This window comes from Thalassotalea sp. G2M2-11, assembly GCF_017168195.1.
Lineage (GTDB): Bacteria > Pseudomonadota > Gammaproteobacteria > Enterobacterales > Alteromonadaceae > Thalassotalea_E.
Genome location: NZ_JADNYL010000002.1, coordinates 1,037,538 through 1,056,015, shown reverse-complemented (window position 1 = coordinate 1,056,015; position 18,478 = coordinate 1,037,538). Strand labels below are relative to the sequence as shown.

At 40.0% G+C, this 18,478-nt stretch carries 20 protein-coding genes; 13 read left to right on the top strand and 7 right to left on the bottom strand.

Features of this window, described 5'->3' with window-relative positions; all coding sequences use genetic code 11:
- Positions 1-29 precede the first annotated feature (29 nt).
- From mlaD to murA, 5 genes are read left to right on the top strand one after another with little or no spacing between them, the layout of a single operon-like run.
- The gene (gene mlaD / locus IV514_RS10585; RefSeq protein ID WP_206485185.1) at positions 30-500 is read left to right on the top strand and encodes an outer membrane lipid asymmetry maintenance protein MlaD; all 471 of its coding nucleotides are present in this window, start codon (positions 30-32) and stop codon (positions 498-500) included.
- Between the two features lie 2 nt (positions 501-502).
- Positions 503-1,243, top strand: coding sequence for an ABC transporter substrate-binding protein (locus IV514_RS10580; RefSeq protein ID WP_241242282.1), 741 nt, complete (start codon positions 503-505; stop codon positions 1,241-1,243).
- A 9-nt stretch (positions 1,244-1,252) separates the two neighbouring features.
- Positions 1,253-1,549 carry an STAS domain-containing protein gene (locus tag IV514_RS10575; protein ID WP_206485184.1) on the top strand — a complete coding sequence of 99 codons (297 nt, stop codon included), beginning with the start codon at positions 1,253-1,255 and terminating at the stop codon, positions 1,547-1,549.
- A 40-nt stretch (positions 1,550-1,589) separates the two neighbouring features.
- Positions 1,590-1,847, top strand: coding sequence for a BolA/IbaG family iron-sulfur metabolism protein (locus tag IV514_RS10570; protein ID WP_206485183.1), 258 nt, complete (start codon positions 1,590-1,592; stop codon positions 1,845-1,847).
- 28 nt (positions 1,848-1,875) lie between these two features.
- Entirely contained in the window at positions 1,876-3,138 is a 1,263-nt protein-coding gene (murA, locus tag IV514_RS10565; RefSeq protein ID WP_206485182.1) for a UDP-N-acetylglucosamine 1-carboxyvinyltransferase, read from the top strand.
- A 64-nt stretch (positions 3,139-3,202) separates the two neighbouring features.
- Here murA and IV514_RS10560 read toward each other — a convergent pair whose 3' ends face one another.
- The 3 genes from IV514_RS10560 to IV514_RS10550 all read right to left on the bottom strand — a co-directional run bounded on the left by IV514_RS10560 (position 3,203) and on the right by IV514_RS10550 (position 6,320).
- Positions 3,203-4,204 (bottom strand): trypsin-like peptidase domain-containing protein, encoded by a 1,002-nt coding sequence (locus tag IV514_RS10560; protein WP_206485181.1) that lies wholly within the window; start codon positions 4,202-4,204, stop codon positions 3,203-3,205.
- Between the two features lie 217 nt (positions 4,205-4,421).
- A complete protein-coding gene (locus tag IV514_RS10555; protein ID WP_206485180.1) occupies positions 4,422-5,786 on the bottom strand; it encodes a DegQ family serine endoprotease in 1,365 nt (454 codons plus the stop codon).
- A 66-nt stretch (positions 5,787-5,852) separates the two neighbouring features.
- Complete coding sequence (locus IV514_RS10550) at positions 5,853-6,320, bottom strand: DUF1043 family protein (protein ID WP_206485179.1); 468 nt, start codon at positions 6,318-6,320, stop codon at positions 5,853-5,855.
- A gap of 163 nt (positions 6,321-6,483) precedes the next feature.
- Here IV514_RS10550 and zapE point away from each other — a divergent pair, with 163 nt between their 5' ends.
- The 6 genes from zapE (at position 6,484) to IV514_RS10520 (ending at position 12,459) form a co-directional block, all read left to right on the top strand.
- The gene (gene zapE, locus IV514_RS10545; RefSeq protein ID WP_206485178.1) at positions 6,484-7,599 is read left to right on the top strand and encodes a cell division protein ZapE; all 1,116 of its coding nucleotides are present in this window, start codon (positions 6,484-6,486) and stop codon (positions 7,597-7,599) included.
- A 193-nt stretch (positions 7,600-7,792) separates the two neighbouring features.
- The gene (locus IV514_RS10540; RefSeq protein WP_241242281.1) at positions 7,793-9,949 is read left to right on the top strand and encodes an adenosylcobalamin-dependent ribonucleoside-diphosphate reductase; all 2,157 of its coding nucleotides are present in this window, start codon (positions 7,793-7,795) and stop codon (positions 9,947-9,949) included.
- Positions 9,950-9,972: 23 nt separating this feature from the next.
- Positions 9,973-10,638 (top strand): NrdJb, encoded by a 666-nt coding sequence (locus IV514_RS10535; RefSeq protein WP_206485176.1) that lies wholly within the window; start codon positions 9,973-9,975, stop codon positions 10,636-10,638.
- Positions 10,639-10,927: 289 nt separating this feature from the next.
- Positions 10,928-11,356, top strand: a complete 429-nt coding sequence (rplM, locus tag IV514_RS10530; RefSeq protein ID WP_206485175.1) for a 50S ribosomal protein L13 — start codon at positions 10,928-10,930, stop codon at positions 11,354-11,356.
- A 3-nt stretch (positions 11,357-11,359) separates the two neighbouring features.
- Positions 11,360-11,752, top strand: coding sequence for a 30S ribosomal protein S9 (rpsI, locus tag IV514_RS10525; protein ID WP_206485174.1), 393 nt, complete (start codon positions 11,360-11,362; stop codon positions 11,750-11,752).
- Between the two features lie 311 nt (positions 11,753-12,063).
- Entirely contained in the window at positions 12,064-12,459 is a 396-nt protein-coding gene (locus IV514_RS10520; protein ID WP_206485173.1) for a hypothetical protein, read from the top strand.
- A 42-nt stretch (positions 12,460-12,501) separates the two neighbouring features.
- On the opposite strand, the gene hemL is transcribed toward IV514_RS10520, so the two are convergent.
- From hemL to IV514_RS10500, 4 genes are all read right to left on the bottom strand, one after another.
- Positions 12,502-13,782: a glutamate-1-semialdehyde 2,1-aminomutase gene (gene hemL, locus IV514_RS10515; protein WP_206485172.1), complete on the bottom strand. Its 1,281-nt coding sequence runs from the start codon at positions 13,780-13,782 to the stop codon at positions 12,502-12,504.
- Positions 13,783-13,806: 24 nt separating this feature from the next.
- Positions 13,807-14,835: an aspartate carbamoyltransferase gene (locus tag IV514_RS10510; protein WP_206485171.1), complete on the bottom strand. Its 1,029-nt coding sequence runs from the start codon at positions 14,833-14,835 to the stop codon at positions 13,807-13,809.
- Between the two features lie 226 nt (positions 14,836-15,061).
- Positions 15,062-15,490: a CopD family protein gene (locus IV514_RS10505; RefSeq protein WP_206485170.1), complete on the bottom strand. Its 429-nt coding sequence runs from the start codon at positions 15,488-15,490 to the stop codon at positions 15,062-15,064.
- Positions 15,487-17,166, bottom strand: coding sequence for a chloride channel protein (locus IV514_RS10500; protein ID WP_206485169.1), 1,680 nt, complete (start codon positions 17,164-17,166; stop codon positions 15,487-15,489). Before IV514_RS10500 ends, IV514_RS10505 begins: the two co-directional genes overlap by 4 nt.
- A 66-nt stretch (positions 17,167-17,232) precedes the next feature.
- On the opposite strand from IV514_RS10500, the gene IV514_RS10495 reads away from it, so the two are divergent.
- Positions 17,233-17,988 (top strand): DUF6776 family protein, encoded by a 756-nt coding sequence (locus IV514_RS10495; RefSeq protein ID WP_241242280.1) that lies wholly within the window; start codon positions 17,233-17,235, stop codon positions 17,986-17,988.
- Between the two features lie 52 nt (positions 17,989-18,040).
- Positions 18,041-18,382 carry an iron-sulfur cluster insertion protein ErpA gene (erpA, locus tag IV514_RS10490; RefSeq protein WP_206485168.1) on the top strand — a complete coding sequence of 114 codons (342 nt, stop codon included), beginning with the start codon at positions 18,041-18,043 and terminating at the stop codon, positions 18,380-18,382.
- Positions 18,383-18,478 lie beyond the last annotated feature (96 nt).

Genomic DNA, 18,478 nt, shown 5'->3' with positions numbered 1-18,478 from the left:
GTTTTTATTTTGAGAACTTGGTGGATGACATGGTGTCAAAAAAAGTTGAATTATTCGTTGGATTATTTGCAGCAATAGGTATTGCTGCTTTGTTGATGCTATCACTGAAAGTTGCTGATAGTGGCATTTCAGGTAATGGTGAAACGTATAATTTGTATGCGAAATTTGATAATATTGGTGGTTTGAAAGTACGTTCACCAATTAAAGTTGGTGGTGTTATTGTCGGGCGAGTCAGTGCGATTTCACTTGATGAAGAAGATTATACACCGGTTGTCACGTTAGAAATTTATGCACAATATGACAATTTTTCTGAGGCAACGTCGGTCTCCATATTGACGGCAGGTTTGCTTGGTGAACAATATATCGGGTTATTGCCTGGGTTTATTGATGAGTCAGTTGAAACGCTAGTTGAAGGCGACTTTATTGAAGACACTAAACCGGCTCTCGTGTTAGAAGAACTGATCGGACAATTTTTATTTAGCCAAGGGAGTGGTGATTAATAATGGAAGAGAAATTAATGTTTAGTCATAAAAAATCGTGTTTATTAGCCAGTGCCATATTTGCTAGCACTTTATTGACAACGAACAGTGTTGCGGCATTTGATTTCCATGACGCGGCAGTAGCTTCACAAGCAACAATTTATAATGCTGCTGCAGATGGTGGCTCTGAGCAAAGGAGCGAGGTCAATACCAAAGACCCCTATGCCATGATCCGTGCTGTTGCTGATATGACATTCAAACGATTTGCTAATGAACAAAACCAAATTAGGCAAACACCTAATTTACTTAAGACTATCGTACGTGAAGAATTGTTGCCTTATATCAATTATAAATATGCGGCGTTTAAAGTGATCGGTAGTAACTTTAGGCAAACAACTAAAAGTGAGCGAGCGGAATTTGTGCCGGTATTTCGTGATTACTTGATCACCTCATATGCGCAAGTATTTACTTTGTATGATCAGCAAGAAGTTAAGTTTGCCCCAGCAAAAGATTTTAGTGACGAGCGGGTTGTTGCCGTTAAAACCACCGTTGTTGAACCAGGTAGAGAACCCATTGATATTTCATTTCGTGTGCGAAAAAGTAAAAATACCAATGAATGGAAAGCATATGACATGGTCGCTGAAGGCGTGAGTTTATTAGATAGTAAGCAGGCGGAATTAGGTAGTCTTATCAGACAAAAAGGCTTGCCGCATGTGACCGCTATGCTAAAAGAAAAAGCCGACAAAGACATTGTTTTTAAGTAGGTTCTGCTAGTGGATAAAGTCAATGTTCAACAACAAGGGAAACGATTAGTTGTTACCGGTGAGTTAACACGTCGTACCGTGATAAAGCGTTTTGAAAAACAATCAACTGGCTTGCTCAACCAGCAAATTCAATTGATTGATTTAGCTAAAGTGACTCAGTCAGATACTGCCGGTCTTGCTTGGTTGTTGCTCATTATTGAGTATGCGAAACAACAGTCTATATCGTTGAAAATTATCAATATACCGCACGAGTTAATCAAATTAGCAAAATTAAGTGCGGTAGATTCTTTCTTGCCAGTGGAATAACACATATAATCACTGTCACTATTGAAAATAGGAGAGATATGTGGAAGTTTCTGATATAGAAAAATTACTTAATGACGCACTTGATTTAGCTGAATTACACGTGAAATTTGATGGTTCACAATGTACGGTAATTGCGGTCGCTGATTTTTTTGCGGATTTAAGTCGGGTTAAAAAGCAACAAACTGTCTTTGCCCCTTTAGCATCGGCAATTAATGACGGTTCAATTCATGCTGTGACTGTGAAAACATTTACCACTGCTGATTGGCAACGTGAGAAAATGTTTAACCTTCCTCTATAATTTCAGTTAATTTATAAAAGAGACTCTTTTGGACGCATTTAAAATTATTGGCGGAAAGCCACTACAAGGTGAAGTTACTATTTCTGGCGCTAAAAATGCTGCCTTGCCTATATTAATGGCCACCTTATTATCTGAAACTGCAATTACTATTCATAATGTACCTAAGCTAAATGATATCAATACCAGTGTTAAGTTATTAACTCAATTGGGCGCGGATGTTAAATGGTTAGATGAAAGTTCTCTTATCATTGATGCCAGTAATGTTGACCAACATCGGGCTTCTTACGAGTTAGTCAAAACTATGCGTGCATCTATTTTGGTCTTAGGGCCATTGTTAGCGCGTTTTGGCCATGCTGAAGTTTCATTACCTGGCGGTTGTGCTATTGGCGCTAGACCAGTGAATTTGCATATTCATGGTTTGAAGTTAATGGGTGCTGATATTGATGTTGAAAATGGCTACATTATTGCCCGTAACCAAGGTCGCCTAAAAGGCGCCAATATTTTCATGGATACTGTCAGTGTTACAGGTACTGAAAATTTGATGATGGCTGCGGCATTAGCACAAGGCACTACGGTTATTGAAAATGCAGCACGTGAACCTGAAATTGTTGATTTAGCTAATTGCTTAAATGCGATGGGCGCTAAAGTTTCAGGTGCAGGTACTGATACTTTAACCATAGAAGGTGTAGAGCGTTTATGTGGCAATGAATACCGAGTGATGCCTGATCGCATTGAAACAGGCACATTTTTAGTGGCTGCTGCCGTGACACAAGGTCGAGTTAAGTGTTTACATACTGAGCCGAGCAGTTTAGATGCGGTCATTCGTAAGTTAGAAGAAGCCGGAGCGACGGTGAATACTGGTGATGATTGGATCGAGCTATCGATGGATAAGCGCCCAACAGCGGTGAATATTCGCACCGCTCCTCACCCTGGTTTTCCAACTGATATGCAAGCGCAATTTGTTACGCTGAATGCGGTTGCCAAGGGCACGGCAACCATCACTGAGAACATTTTTGAAAACCGTTTTATGCATGTGCCAGAGTTACAGCGTATGGGAGCTGATATTACCTTAGAAGGTAATACTGCTATTACCAAAGGGGTTGAAAGTTTAACTGGTGCGCAAGTAATGGCAACCGATCTCCGCGCTTCTGCCAGCTTAGTGATTGCAGGGCTGGTTGCAGACACTGAAACGCAAGTGGATCGCATTTATCATATCGATCGTGGCTATCAGCATATTGAAGATAAGCTACAAGCACTCGGTGCAAATATTACTAGAGTTAATGTGAGTTAATACTGATAACAAACACTCTCTGAGCTAAAAAAGCGGCGTTAATATCAATGATATTAGCGCCGTTTTAAATTCCACGTTTTTCGATGATTTTTACCGGAATCGTTAGTGATTGCTTGTCACGGTACACTTGAAATTGTAATACCGTCTCAGGATCTGTTTCAGCCACTAAATCTAAGGCATGAGTAATACTTTCTATCGGTTTACCGGCAATATTGTAAACTACGTCGCCAATTTTCAGTCCGGCTAGATCGGCTGGGCCATTAGGCTCTATGCCGGTAATAGTAAAACCTTTAACAGTGTGATTGTAATGATCTGAAATAACGCCCAAGTAGCCTCGCACTACCCGACCGTTTTCAATAATTTGTCGCATGACTTTATAGGCCAACTGATACGGCACAGCAAAAAATATTCCCTGAATATCATTGAGTTGTGGATTGATTTCAGTGAATTGTCTTGAGTTGATACCAACCAATGTACCATTGGTATTGACTAATGCGCCTCCGGAATTGCCTTTATTGATCGCCGCATCCATTTGTAAAAAGTGGAGGTAACTGGTGTTACTCAAGCCAATACGGCCAGTGGCGCTAATAATGCCTTGCGTGATGGTTTGCCCTAAGTTTAATGGGTTACCAATTGCTAGTACGACATCGCCTGCCATTGATTTTTGATTGACGTTTTGCGGGATGACCGGCAAATTTTTAGCATTCACTTTTAAGACTGCTAAGTCAGTATAAATATCATAACCAATTAATTCCGCATGATGCTGTTGACCATTTTGTAAGAGTACATTGATCAGGTTAGCATTTTGTACGACATGATAATTTGTCAATAAGTAGCCATTACTATCCATAATCACGCCTGAGCCTAATCGATTGATTTTACGAGGCGAACGAAGGTAATTTGGATTACTTTGTATTTCTTCTGAATAGATATTAACAACAGCGGGCGCGGCTAGCTTAACGGCTTTGGCGTATGACAGTGCAGGTTGTGGTTTATCTTTTAGCTGGAATATATTCCACCATGAAGCATTACTTTCGCGCAACTCAGGCACAAGCAATAAGAGCATTACCGCAAGTAGTATTCCATAACTTGCTGAATTTAATATGTATTTTATTATGTTTTTTAGTTTCAAAGCGGTGGTTTTATTATTCTATTTTAACCGAAAGAGTAGCATAAACTTTTAACTTCGTTAATGATTTTTGTTGGATTTGCGCTAAATGGCTATTTGAGCAGGCATAAAAAACGGTGCTCAATTAAGCACCGTTTTCACTTATCAATATAGGTTATCGAATACGAATAAACAGGTTAGTATTACCGCGGATAATGTTCAGTAATGAGATACCTTTGTTATCTTTTAAATAATCCCTTAACTCGGCAATATTTTTTATACGTTGACGATTGATGCCAGCAATAATATCGCCTTTGCGCAGGCCTATCATAGCTGCAGGGGAGTCACTTTCAACATCGGTAACATTGATACCATAGCCATCGGTGTTGTTATCGAGCTTAGCACCTTCAAGCATCCGATGAATACTGGCAGGCTCGACACTGGCTGATTCGGTATTTTTGAGGGTAACAGTGTAGGTTTTGGTTTTACCGTTTGATTTGATCACGGTTAATTTGACTTTATTACCCGCACCGATAGAACCAATTTTTCCGCGTAACTCACTAAATGAGCGTATTTTTTTACCATTGACTTTAGTGATCACATCGCCAGCTTCAATACCGGCCTCTTGAGCTGCTGAATCTTTAGTGACTTGTTCAACAAATGCGCCTTGTGCCTCTTCTAACTCCATCGCCTCTGCAAATTCGCCAGTGACACTTCGGCCAGCAACACCAAGTACACCACGGCGTACTTCACCATATTCAATAATCTGATCGACTAGGTTTTTCACCATATTACTTGGGATGGCAAAACCAATGCCGACATTGCCACCACTAGGACCAATGATGGCAGTATTGATACCGATAAGATCGCCATTTAAGTTGATCAGTGCACCTCCAGAATTACCACTGTTGATCGCGGCATCCGTTTGAATAAAGTCTTCAAAATTATCGGCATTTAAACCACTACGGCCTAAGGCACTGACAATACCTGAGGTTACAGTTTGACCTAAGCCGAAGGGACTACCGATAGCAACGGCGAAGTCTCCGACCCTTAATTTGTCAGAATCGGCAATGGTGATTTGTTTTAAATTTTCTGCATCGACTTGTAACAGTGCGATATCGGTATTTTCATCAGCACCAATTTTTTCTGCTTCTAATTGTCGGCCATCTTTTAAAGTGATTTGAATTTCATCGGCTTCATTAATGACATGGTTGTTGGTGACGATGTAACCTTTTTCGGCATTAATAATCACCCCAGATCCTAATCCCTGAAAAGGCCGTTCTCTTGTCGGGGATTGTTGTTGCCTTGGGTTGCCAAAGAAAAATTTAAAGGCGTCGGGCACATTACGCTGCTTGATTTCATGAGTGCCTCTAACGGAGATCAGCACCACTGCAGGAGTCACTTGTTCTAACATCGGGGCTAAACTTGGTAATTGCTGCCCATTTATTGATGGTGGCAAGTTGGCATGACTGGGTAAACTGGATAAAGCTAAAGAACTTGAAAGTAAAATACTACCCACTAAAACAGACATTTTTTTCATGTGTAAAAATTCTCCTAATGAACTATTTTATACCCAAGTAGAGACTTTCTTAGCGTAAAGAAGTTCCTACTCTTTATTTTCAGTATTTGTAACAGGTTGTTTCATATCAGCAAACAGGCCACTCGATTCTCCTGAGTAATCTAATGGTGGCTCAGTGATGGCACCTTCCTGTTGTCGAATCGCTTTTTTAGTGTGACGAAGTGCTACGGTTTGTGCTAATTGCTCCTGAGTTTCTTTTGAGAAAAATGGCATCACGTCACTTTCATCTGGGGTCGCTTGTTGCAATAACTTAGTACTTTGCTCCATTTGTTTCATGGCTTTTTGGCAAGTAGCATTCATCTGCTCTAGCAATTGCGTGGAATTATCTAAATGCTCAGCGACATCTAATTTATATTGGGCCAGCGTTGCTTCGCTTTGATTGGCTTTTTCAGCAAGTTGTTTCTGTTCTTGTTCATTTGCTGAAAACATTTTATTAGCGACGAAACCTACTAAAGCGCCAACAGCAAAAATGATGATTCCAATAACGATATTCATAACGGTTATACCTTTTATCTAGTCGCGGAAAATTGTATTCGCGGAAAAAATTGGTGAAAATAGAGATTAACACACTCTAGTAAGTTTCATTTACTTGAAAATTAAATATGTATACTAAATTTTATTTTTCAAGCATAAAAACTTACCTAATTAAATAATAGCAATGATTAATCTGTCTCCCATAGAAAAGTATAACCAAGATTTAGCTCGTGATGATTTTCAATATGATGCTGCGCAAGAACACGCGGTAAAACAATTACAGCGATTGTTTGAAGATCTACAAAATAAACCCTTACCGGTAAAAGGTTTTAAAAAGGTGTTAAACCGTTGGAAGCGTGTGGTGGCAAAGTCTGAGCGTCGGCATGTGCAAGGGTTATATTTTTGGGGCGGTGTTGGTCGTGGTAAAACTTATTTAGTGGATACTTTTTATGAGTGCTTACCCTTTAATAATAAAATGCGCGTGCATTTTCACCGGTTTATGCACCGTGTTCATCAAGAGCTTAAGTCTTTATCTGGTCATGCAGATCCTCTGAAAATTATTGCTAAACGTTTTGCCGACGAAACATGCATTATTTGTTTTGATGAGTTTTTTGTATCAGACATAACCGATGCCATGATCTTAGGCACCTTGTTTGAGGAATTATTTGCTCATCATGTCACCCTAGTGGCAACGTCGAATATTATCCCTGATGAGCTCTATCGTAATGGCCTGCAACGTGCCCGTTTTTTACCGGCAATTGCATTGATCAACGCTAATTGTGATGTGGTTAATGTTGATAGTGGTGTGGATTATCGTTTACGCACCTTAGAACAGGCGGAAATTTATCACTTCCCACTCGATCAGAAAGCTGAACAAAATTTACATCAATATTTTGAGCAGTTATCGGTAGAAAAAGGGCAGGCCAATATTGATATCGAGATCAACAATCGTCAACTCGCGGCAATTGAAGAATCTAAAGGGGTGATACATTTTGATTTTGCGGTGTTATGTGAATCAGCGAGAAGTCAAAGTGACTATATGGAATTAAGCCGAATTTATCACACGGTTTTACTCGCTAATGTCAAACAAATGGATGTGGATTGTGATGATGCCGCACGAAGATTTATCGCCATGGTGGATGAATTTTACGAACGAAATGTGAAATTAATCATTTCTGCCGAAGTTGCGATGGAACAACTTTATCATCATGGTGGCTTAGCATTTGAGTTCAAGCGTTGTTTATCGCGCTTACAGGAAATGCAGTCTCATGATTATTTGGCGAGTGAGCATTTGCCTTAACTCCTTTTGGTGATATTTGTCACAAAATAATGAAATTGAGAGCTGCTATTTTATTTTCATGCCAATTTTTAATTTTATCTATATATTGTGTTTTTATTTGATTTAGATCGCAATATATAGTGTTTTGGCTTTTCCTTTTGTCTTTGCTTCGTAAACTATTGCAAAAAATAACAATGATAAAAGGATGGAAAACATGTCTGAGACATTGCTCGAATCTGCTGATACTCAAGTTCAATTACAAGCGGCCTCACTCGATATTTGGGATAAAAAATATCGACTCAAAGATAAAACGGGTCAGCCACAAGAACATTCTATTGAAGAAACCTTTACCCGTGTTGCTAATGCGTTAGCAGATATTGAACCTAAGCAAAAGAAACAATGGCGTGAGAAGTTTCTTTGGGCGCTTAAGTCAGGCGCGTATCCGGCGGGCAGGATCATTGCTAATGCAGGAGCTAGTGAGTTTAAACCCTCAACATCAACCATAAACTGTACTGTGTCTGGCACTATCGAAGATTCAATGACCGGCATACTTTCACGTGTTCATGAATCCGGCCTAACACTCAAAGCTGGTTGCGGCATAGGTTATGAATTTTCAACCTTGCGCCCTAGTGGTGCTTATGTTGCCGGTGCTGGTGCCCGTACCTCTGGCCCAATGTCATTTATGGATATATTTGACAAAATGTGTTTTACCGTCAGTTCGGCAGGCGGAAGACGCGGCGCACAAATGGGGGTATTTGATATCTCTCACCCCGATGTGAAAGAGTTTATTTTAGCAAAACGTGAAGATGGGCGATTAAGGCAGTTTAATTTGTCGTTATTGATCACTGATGAATTTGTTGAAGCAGTAAAAAATGAGCAAGACTGGCCATTGGTGTTTCCCATTTCGCAAAAAGAATTAGCGGCAGATAAAATCGAACTATCAGATACGGCTAACATTCATTTTCGCGAAAACTACTTTGCCGATGATTATGTAAAAAAACATGATTATATTGTCAATGAACAAGGGCAAATCGCCTGTAAAATATATGACAGCATCCCAGCAAGCCGTTTATGGGATATGATCATGAGTAATACGTTTGATTACGCTGAACCTGGATTTTTATTGATTGATCATGCCAATGAATACAATAACAATTGGTTTTGTGAACAGTTACGTGCCAGCAATCCATGTGGCGAGCAAATCCTTCCTCCTCATGGTGCTTGTTTACTTGGTTCGGTGAATTTAGTGAAGTTTGTTGAGCAACCGTTTACCGATGAGGCTCAATTTGATTGGACCAAATTTAAAGAAGTGGTCAATGTTTTTACGCGTATGCTAGATAATGTTGTTGAAATTAATGGTTTACCGCTTAAACAACAGCAAGAAGAAATTCAAAACAAACGCCGACACGGTATGGGATATTTAGGGTTAGGCTCTGCCTTGACCATGTTGAAAATTCCTTATAATAGCCCGCAAGCCGTGGCATTTACTGAAGAAGTGTCAAAAGTTATGGCCATTACCGGTTGGCAGGCGGCACTTGATTTAGCCAAAGAGAAAGGTCCAGCACCAGTACTTGCTCAGTCTTTTGTGGTCACCGAGCATATGCTAGCCAAACGCCCAGAAATGAGAGCTGATGGTATTAAAGTTGGCGATAAGATCAAAGGTTCGGTACTACATGCAAAATATAGCCGTTATATGCAACGTATCGCTGAAGAACAACCAGAGCTAATTGAAGCACTTGCAGAAGTAGGGGCTCGCTTCACTCATCATACCTCGATCGCGCCTACTGGCACATTAGCGCTAAGTCTAGGCAATAATGTCTCGAATGGTATTGAACCAAGCTTTGCCCATGAATATCACCGCAATATTATACGTGAAGGTAAAAAGTCAAAAGAATCGGTTGCTGTGGCCAGTTTTGAATTACTTGCTTATCGCCACTATGTCAATGGTGACGCTCAAGTGTATGGTGCGGATGAGCAAAACAAGCTACCTGAATACTTTGTGGCCAGTGAGAGCATCACTCCTGAGGAACATGTTGATATTCAATCTGCGGCACAATATTGGGTAGACTCTTCTATTTCAAAAACCATCAATGTACCGACAGACTTTGATTATCAGGCATTTAAGAATGTTTATATGTATGCCTACGATAAAGGTCTTAAAGGCTGTACCACCTTTAGATTTAATCCTGAAGTACATCAAGGAGTGTTAGTTAAAGAAACGGATTTAGCCTCTGTAGAATTTGAGTTTACCTTAGATGACGGGACAGTGATCACGGCTAAAGGTAATGAAGAATTAATCTACGACGGTGAAACACACACCGCTGCTAATTTGCATGATGCGTTAAAAGAAGGCTATTACGGCAAGCTTTAATCTTAGAGCTAGAGGACAAAAAAATGAGAGAAATTAATCAAACAATCACGGCGGTTAAAGTGAAAAGCGCCGAAGCAGAAGAAACCGAAGCGGCGAATGCGCCAACCACCAATTTAAATGAAAACATTCAACGGCCTGAAATGTTAATTGGCTCAACCTATAAGATCAAACCACCAATTTCTGATCACGCCTTGTATATCACTATCAATGATATTTTGCTTAATCAAGACACAGAACAGGAAATTCGTCGTCCGTTTGAAATTTTTGTCAATTCAAAGAACATGGAATTTTATTCTTGGGTAGTCGCTTTGACGCGCGTGATCTCAGCGGTATTTCGCAAGGGAGGGGATTGCACCTTTTTAGTCGAGGAATTAAAAGCAGTATTTGATCCAAAAGGGGGTTACTATCAACGGGGAACAGGTATTTTTATGCCTTCCGTGGTGGCTGATATTGGTCATACTATCGAAACGCACCTCAAAACCTTAGATATGCTACCGAGCAGCGAAATTGACGCGCATCAGCAAGCTTATATTCAACAAAAAAAGCAAGCAGCGATGGCAGAACAACAAAGTGAGCAAAACGCCTTTCCGGCAACGGCAAGTAAGTGTGCAAAATGCCATCAAAAATCCGTGGTGTTACTCGATGGTTGCGCCACCTGTTTAAATTGCGGCGATTCTAAATGTGGCTAGCGTTGATGTTGTCTCTGTGGTTGAAATTACCTTAGATTAAGTGAAGACCTTGCCGATTTGAGACTATCAAAAAGGCCTTCATTGTTATTTTAAAAAAAGATTAAAAAACATACGTGATTTCTTTGGGTTTCTTCTGTATAATGCGCGCTCCCTGACGTTACAAATGTCTATTATCTCCCAAGATATAGACACAAGGCTCGATACTCGAAGGGGTAATAGCGTAGTCTTTTAACTGATAACCTTAGTAAAAGGTTGTTTTTTAGTAACATTTTAATATTGGGTTTTTTAAATGAAAACTTTTGTAGCTAAGCCAGAAAGCGTACAACGCGAATGGTTTTTAGTGGACGCTGAGAATAAAACTCTTGGTCGTATCGCTACTGAAATTGCAAGCCGTTTACGCGGTAAGCATAAGCCAGAATATACTCCTCACTGTGATACTGGTGATTACATCGTTGTTATCAATGCTGAGAAAGTAAAAGTAACTGGTAATAAAGCGAAAGGTAAAATTTACTACTCGCATACTGAATTCCCTGGTGGTCTTAAGCAAATTAGCTTTGAAAAGTTAATTGATAAAGCACCAGAGCGTGCGATTGAATTTGCTGTTAAAGGTATGTTACCTAAAGGTCCTTTAGGTCGTGAAATGTACCGTAAGCTTAAAGTGTATGCTGGTGCTGAGCACAAGCATGCTGCACAACAACCACAACTTTTGGAGCTGTAAGCAATGGCTGATAATCAATATTACGGTACTGGTCGTCGCAAGAGCTCAACTGCTCGTGTGTTTATGAAAGCTGGTAACGGTGCAATTACAATTAATAAGCGTGACATTTCTGAGTACTTCGGTCGTGAAACAGCTCGCATGGTTGTTCGTCAACCATTAGAGTTAGTTGAAATGTTAGAAAAGTTTGATCTTAACATCACTGTTGTTGGTGGTGGTATCTCTGGTCAAGCGGGTGCAATTCGTCACGGTATTACTCGTGCGTTAATGCAGTTCGACGAAACATTACGTGGTGATCTACGTAAAGCTGGTTTTGTTACTCGTGATGCACGTAAAGTTGAACGTAAGAAAGTTGGTTTACACAAAGCGCGTAAACGTCCACAATTCTCAAAACGTTAATCTTTATTTTTCTGCGCAAAAAGCCGACATTATGTCGGCTTTTTTTTATCCTATTATCTTTCGTTTTACTATTATTGCGCGAGTCTTGAGAGGCCAATAAAAGTAAAAAGTTTGTAAAGTGTTACATTTATAATTCTTTAAATTCTTCATTAACTTATCTATTGTAAACTTCTTTCAACGCCTTTTATTTATTGGTTTTGACAGGTTGTCAGTTGTATTTTTATTAAACTCAACTAGAGTTAAATCAAGTCGTATGATTTTAACAAAATAATAATATTTTCACTTTTTAGAGAGTTTAAATAGGGGGCTATATGAAGCATCGCTTGAGTTTTGCTTATTACAATATTTTGTCAGACAATATTGTAGAAGTGGTTGCTGATGAAGGGGTTGAAGTGTCGTTGGAGATGCTCGAAGAAGGTCATGATTTTATCAATCGACACATTGATTCTGATTTTGGCTTGCTTATTAACCGTGTGAATAATTACAGCTATAGTTACGAAGCAAAACTGAGTGTTGCTTCGTATGAACGGTTAAAGGCGATTGGTTTTGTTTATTATTCTGAAATCAGCAAAGAGATGATTGAAAACTTGTCGCAAATTCGGGCTTTTGATCGGTGGAATTATCGTGTGTTTTCGGGGTTAGAATTGGGCTGGCAGCAAGCGTACCAATGGCTTGAACAGCAGCTAATAGCTCAGCAGGTAGATTAGTCAGTCGCACCTATTGTTAAGGTGCGACTATATGGTCACTGTTTATAACTTCGCAAAACAACGGTCGGCTGCCGCGAGGGTTTTTTCGATATCTTCTTCAGTATGTGCCGTGGATAAGAAGCTTGCTTCAAAAGCAGATGGCGCTAAATAAACACCCTCATCTAACATCATATGGAAAAAGCGTTTAAATTTTTCCCCATCGCAAGCGGTTGCTTGAGTGAAGCTGGTTACTTGCTCTTCTTCAGTAAAGAAAAAGCCAAACATTGCGCCAACATAGTTAATGGCTAATGGTACCCCATTTCTATCAGCTGCCGCTTTAAAACCCATCGCCAGTTTTTCTGTGGTTTGTGCCAGTGCTTTATGTTTGTCACCTTGGCTTAATTCATTTAAAGAAGCTAAACCTGCTGCCATCGCAATTGGGTTACCCGATAGAGTACCTGCTTGATATACAGGGCCAACGGGCGCGATGTAATCCATGATTTCTGCTTTACCACCGAAGGCACCCACTGGCATACCACCACCAATAACTTTACCGAGTGTTGTTAAGTCAGGTTTTATTTGATAATGCGCTTGAGCGCCACCTAATGCGACACGAAATCCGGTCATGACCTCATCAAAAATCAGTACCGATTTGTATTGATCGCACACCTCTCGTAAGCCTTCAAGAAAGCCTTCTACCGGCGGGATACAATTCATGTTACCAGCAACAGGCTCAACAATAATACAGGCAATCTGATCACCGATTTCAGCAAATACTTGTTTGACTTGCTCAATATCATTATAAGTAACTGTGAGTGTGTGCTTAGCAAAGTCATCAGGGATGCCAGGTGAATTTGGTACACCCATGGTTAATGCGCCTGAGCCTGCTTTGACTAATAGTGAATCGGCATGACCATGATAACAACCTTCAAACTTTAAGATCTTATCTCGCCCCGTATAACCACGAGCAAGTCTAATGGCACTCATGGTCGCTTCTGTGCCCGAACTGACCATACGCAATTTTTCCATTGAAGGCACAAGTTCTCGCACCTTCTCAGCCATGGTAATTTCAAGTTCAGTGGGTGCACCAAAACTTAAACCATTCTTAGCGGTTTCCATTACTGCTTCGAGAATTTTTGGGTGGTTATGTCCTAAGATCATTGGTCCCCATGAACCAACATAATCAATATATGATTTATCGTTGGCATCAAAGATGTAGGCGCCTTGCGCTCGTTTGATGAAACATGGTGTGCCACCGACGCCGTTAAAAGCACGAACAGGAGAATTAACTCCACCAGGAATAATTGCTTGTGCGTGATCGAATAATTGTTGCGATTTATCCATTATCTTGCCTTGTAGTTAATGCTGTTAGTAATTGGTAGCCAAAGGGCTTTTTTGAGAATGCCAAGTGACAGGTTTTTCATATTGGTTAAGCTTATTTTCAACACCTAAGGTTAACGCGAATAAAGCCATACGCACCAGTACACCATTTTGTGCTTGTCGGAAAATGGCGAGGTTTTCAAAATCATTTAAATCATTATCTAATTCATTGGCTTCGGGACGTGAATCGCGAGGCAATGGGTGCATAATGACGGTATGTTTTTGGCAATATTGTTGATAAACCTCTTTATTTAAACTGAAGTGTCCGCGGTACAGCTCTGCTTCATCTGGGCTGGCAAACCTTTCTTGTTGAATGCGTGTTTGGTAGATGACATCACAAGCTAAGTTACCTTCAACGGTATCGGTTAAGGTGATCTTGTGGCCTGCATTATCGAGTACCGATAGGACATCATCCGGCATTTGCAAGGCCTTTGGCGCGATCATTGTGATGTGCACATCGTTATATAGACTTAATAGCTTCGATAGTGAATGCACTGTTCTACCATGTTTCAGATCACCCATTAAGGTGATGTGAATGCCATCAAGTGTTTTACCATGCGGCTTCATTTCTGATTGTATGGTAAAAAGATCAAGTAATGCTTGTGTTGGGTGCTCATTGGCACCGTCACCACCATTGATCACCGGCACGGTACTGCCTTTAGCAAACTCACTTACTGAATGCATTTGTGGGTGACGCATTGCAATAACATCAGAATAGCCACTGATAACACGAGCAGTATCAAATAATGATTCACCTTTTGCTAGTGACGAGTTTTCTTGACCAACGGTTTCACGGACAAAGCCGCCCAATAAGTTAAATGCCGAACCAAAACTAACTCGGGTACGGGTACTCGGCTCAAAAAATAAGTTGTTTAAAATCGCACCTTCAAGCACATGACAACGCTTTTGACGCATGGCATAAGGAGTCATTTGGGCTGAGACAGTTAGTATTTTACCAATGGCATCACGATCAAACTGTGAAACGGAGAGAATGTGATCGCCTTCAAAGATCATCATATTGTTTTACCTAATGTTTGTAAGGTCATAGAAATATGTCGGAATATGCTTTAACACTGACAACAGGGGCAGTCTTTCGCTCCGATTTTGCGGCTGAAATATAGCATAACTTATAGCAATTGAGAATTTTAACTGAACAATTGCCACCTTTTATTCATTGCTTGTTGATTTAGGTCAGCTAACCTAGATTGTCATTGTGTTGAGCATAAGTTGATAACCCAAATCGCTAAAACGGCTTGAGGTAAGCGAGAATGATTACTGCAAATAGTATTAATACTGGTACCTCATTGAATATACGATAAAACTTGCCAGAGCGCTGATTTTTGTCTTGCTGAAACATTTTAACGAGTTTAAAGCAATAGCCATGATAAATAATTAATATAAGTACTAAGGTAACTTTGATATGCAACCAAACCGCATTGGCAAACCATTGATAACCATATTGATAGATAATGGCAATACCAAAACCTACGGTTAAAAATGCAAAAGGGGTAACAAAGTATAGTAGGCGTTTTTCCATGCCTTTTAATTGGTCGATCACCTTAGGTTCATCACTTTCTGCATGATTAACAAATAGGCGAGGTAAATAGAATATGCCCGCAAACCAAGCAACCATGAAACTTACGTGTAATGCTTTGAGCCAAAGAATTGTCATGAGTCAATTTTTCCTTCCAATAAATATTGTCGTATTTGTTCAAATGTTACCAAACCAAGAATATCATCTTGATGCTTATCATAAATAGCAACAGCCCCTTGTCGTCGGTTAACTAGCGAGAGGTATGCTTGTGCTAAGGTAGCTTGAGATGATAACGGCTGTAATTCATGCTCGATGATATTACGTTGCTCGCCTAAGGTATTGATTTCGAGCCAACTGAGGTTTTCTCCTGATGAGGAGTGTTTGGTGAGGATAAAATCACGGCTTTGTAATAACTCTTCATCCATTAATAATTGTTCTGGCGTAAGCTCATCATAAATGATGAAATTCTCCTGCATTGCTCCGATGACCCCAATGCGTTGTAATGATTTTTCAATAGGGGGCTCGCGGTAAAGCAAGTTTTGTATTTCTAATTGCATGATAACCACGGAACGGTTACCGAAAAATTGTCCAGAGGTCAAACAAGAAGAGGTGATCACGATCAGTGCGGGGATGATAATTTCGATTTGATGCGATAGTTCGACTACCGTAAGTAGCGCGGCAAGAGGAGCATTTAAGGTGGCGGCTAAAAAACCTGCCATGCCCATTAGAGCGAAATCAGTATGCAAGTGCTCACTAGGAAGATAATGCATGACAATGGTTGAGGCACAAGTGCCGGCAATGGCGCCTATGCCCAAGATTGGGCCAATAATTCCACCAGGTATACCAAGGCCTAATGCGGATATGGTCATCAGCATTTTAGCGATAAGTAAACCAAGTAGTAATTGAAAGCTTTGCTCGTTAGCAATGGAAAAGTTAACGGCACTAACATCGGTACCCATTGCGTAAGGAATAGTAAAACCTAATGCACCAGTAATAAAAGCGGCGAGTAGCATACGTGGCACAATATGAATGGTACTCGAGTGTTTAATCAGTAAGGTGAGATAGCGGTTGAAAGCAAAAGCTAAGACACCCAGAATAATACCCAAAATGATGATAGCAGGGTAATGGCTGACGGTTAATTGGATCTTATCAAAATACTCTAAGGCATGGGCGGGGCCAAATACTTTTTGGGTGATCATTGACCCGACGATAGCAGCAATCATTACCGGAATGAAAATATGGATTTTATATTCGCGAAGAATTACTTCCATAACAAAAATAACTGCTGCGAGTGGGGTATTAAAGCTAGCAGAAATACCGGCAGCGATACCACAAGCACATAAAGTACGTATGGTATTAAATGGTAGTCTTAGCCAGCTACCTAAATAACTGCTACATGCCGCCCCTAAATGCACTGCTGGGCCTTCTCGACCTACCGAGAAACCAGATGCTAACGCAATCACTGTTCCGACAAACTGATTTAAAGTGTTTCTCAATGGCATGATGCCATGAGCGACCCTTAAACGGTGAAGTACAAACGGAATACCGGTGCGTAAATACTGGTAACCGGTTAAGCGAGCAAAGATTAAAATTAATAATGCGCCAATAATTGGTAAATGAAAACGACTTACCATATCTAAAGTGCTATAATCTCCGATTTGGTCAGTGTAAATTTGTTGTAACCACTTGATACTTAAAGTAAATAGAATTATTAGTAATGCAGAGAATGCACCGCCAATAGCGGCAAGTAGGCAAAGCTGCCATGACGTTCTTGGTAATGCTAATCGTTTTTTTAGTGAGATTAACGACATCATATACAGAAATACTTTTGGCTAGAGTCAAATAGAACATGAGTTATTGGATATCATAATACTTTTAATATGAGTTGGTTAGCAAAAATAAATTTAAATACGGTTGTTACGCGCCTTGGAACTTTCAAGTCTGCAGTGTTATTGCTGCTGTTGATCATCACTTGTTTGTTTTGTGGTTATCGTATTGGAAATTTTTTCCATGGCTATCAAAAGCAGACTATGCTTGAGCAACAGCAACGACTTGATAAACTTTATGCGCAACAAGAACAACAACAGCGCCGCATTAATACGCTTGAGGTTGAATTAGAAGTTGAGCGTTTAGCGAATCAGCGTTCTCAAAAGCTATTAAAAGAAATGGAACAGCAGCACTTTCAAGTAAAAAAAGAGCTCGCGTTTTATGAAAAAGTGATGGCACCAGAAAAACAAGCTGATGGCTTAGTGATAGATAAACTTTCAGTCTTTCCGACAGCAAGCCCAAATCATTACCGTTTTGAACTGACCTTAGTACAGCAAAAAGTCAGGAGACGATACGCTAAAGGCTATGTTGAACTGACGCTAAATGGTAGTCTGAATGAGAAGCCTCATAAGTTAGCAATGACAACAATATCGTCGCTGACCAAAAAGGATTTAACGTTTAATTTTCAATATTTTCAGGTGTTTGAAGGTGAGTTTACGTTACCTGAACAATTTAAACCTGAACAATTTAACATTGCAGCCACTTTGCCCAAACGCCGTAATCAAAAGTATTTTCGTATTGATAAAACTTACTTATGGCAAAATGTTATGGAAGTTTATCCACAAACTAGCTCGCTAATACTTGATTAAACTAGTCAAGTTTAAGATAATTGCACCGTTGTAAAAAGAGAACCTGAGTACTATGTCTGATACTGAATTACCGATTAAATTTTCTGATGCGGCAGCGAGTAAAGTGCTATCGTTGATCACCGAAGAAGAAAATCCGAACCTTAAATTGCGCGTCTATGTGACAGGTGGCGGCTGCTCTGGTTTTCAATATGGTTTCACCTTTGATGAAAAAGTTAATGAAGGTGACATGACTATTGAAAAACAAGGGGTCACTATGGTGATCGATCCAATGAGCTTACAATATCTTGTGGATGGCGAAGTCGATTATGTTGAGGGGCTCGAAGGCAGTCGCTTTTTAGTCAATAACCCGAATGCTTCAACAACTTGTGGTTGTGGCGCATCTTTTTCTATCTAAATCTATTTATATCTCATATCAAGCCAGCATTCGCTGGCTTTTTTATTGTCACTGTTCCATTTTCTATCAAGATTTTAATAAAAGTTTTGCGTGAGC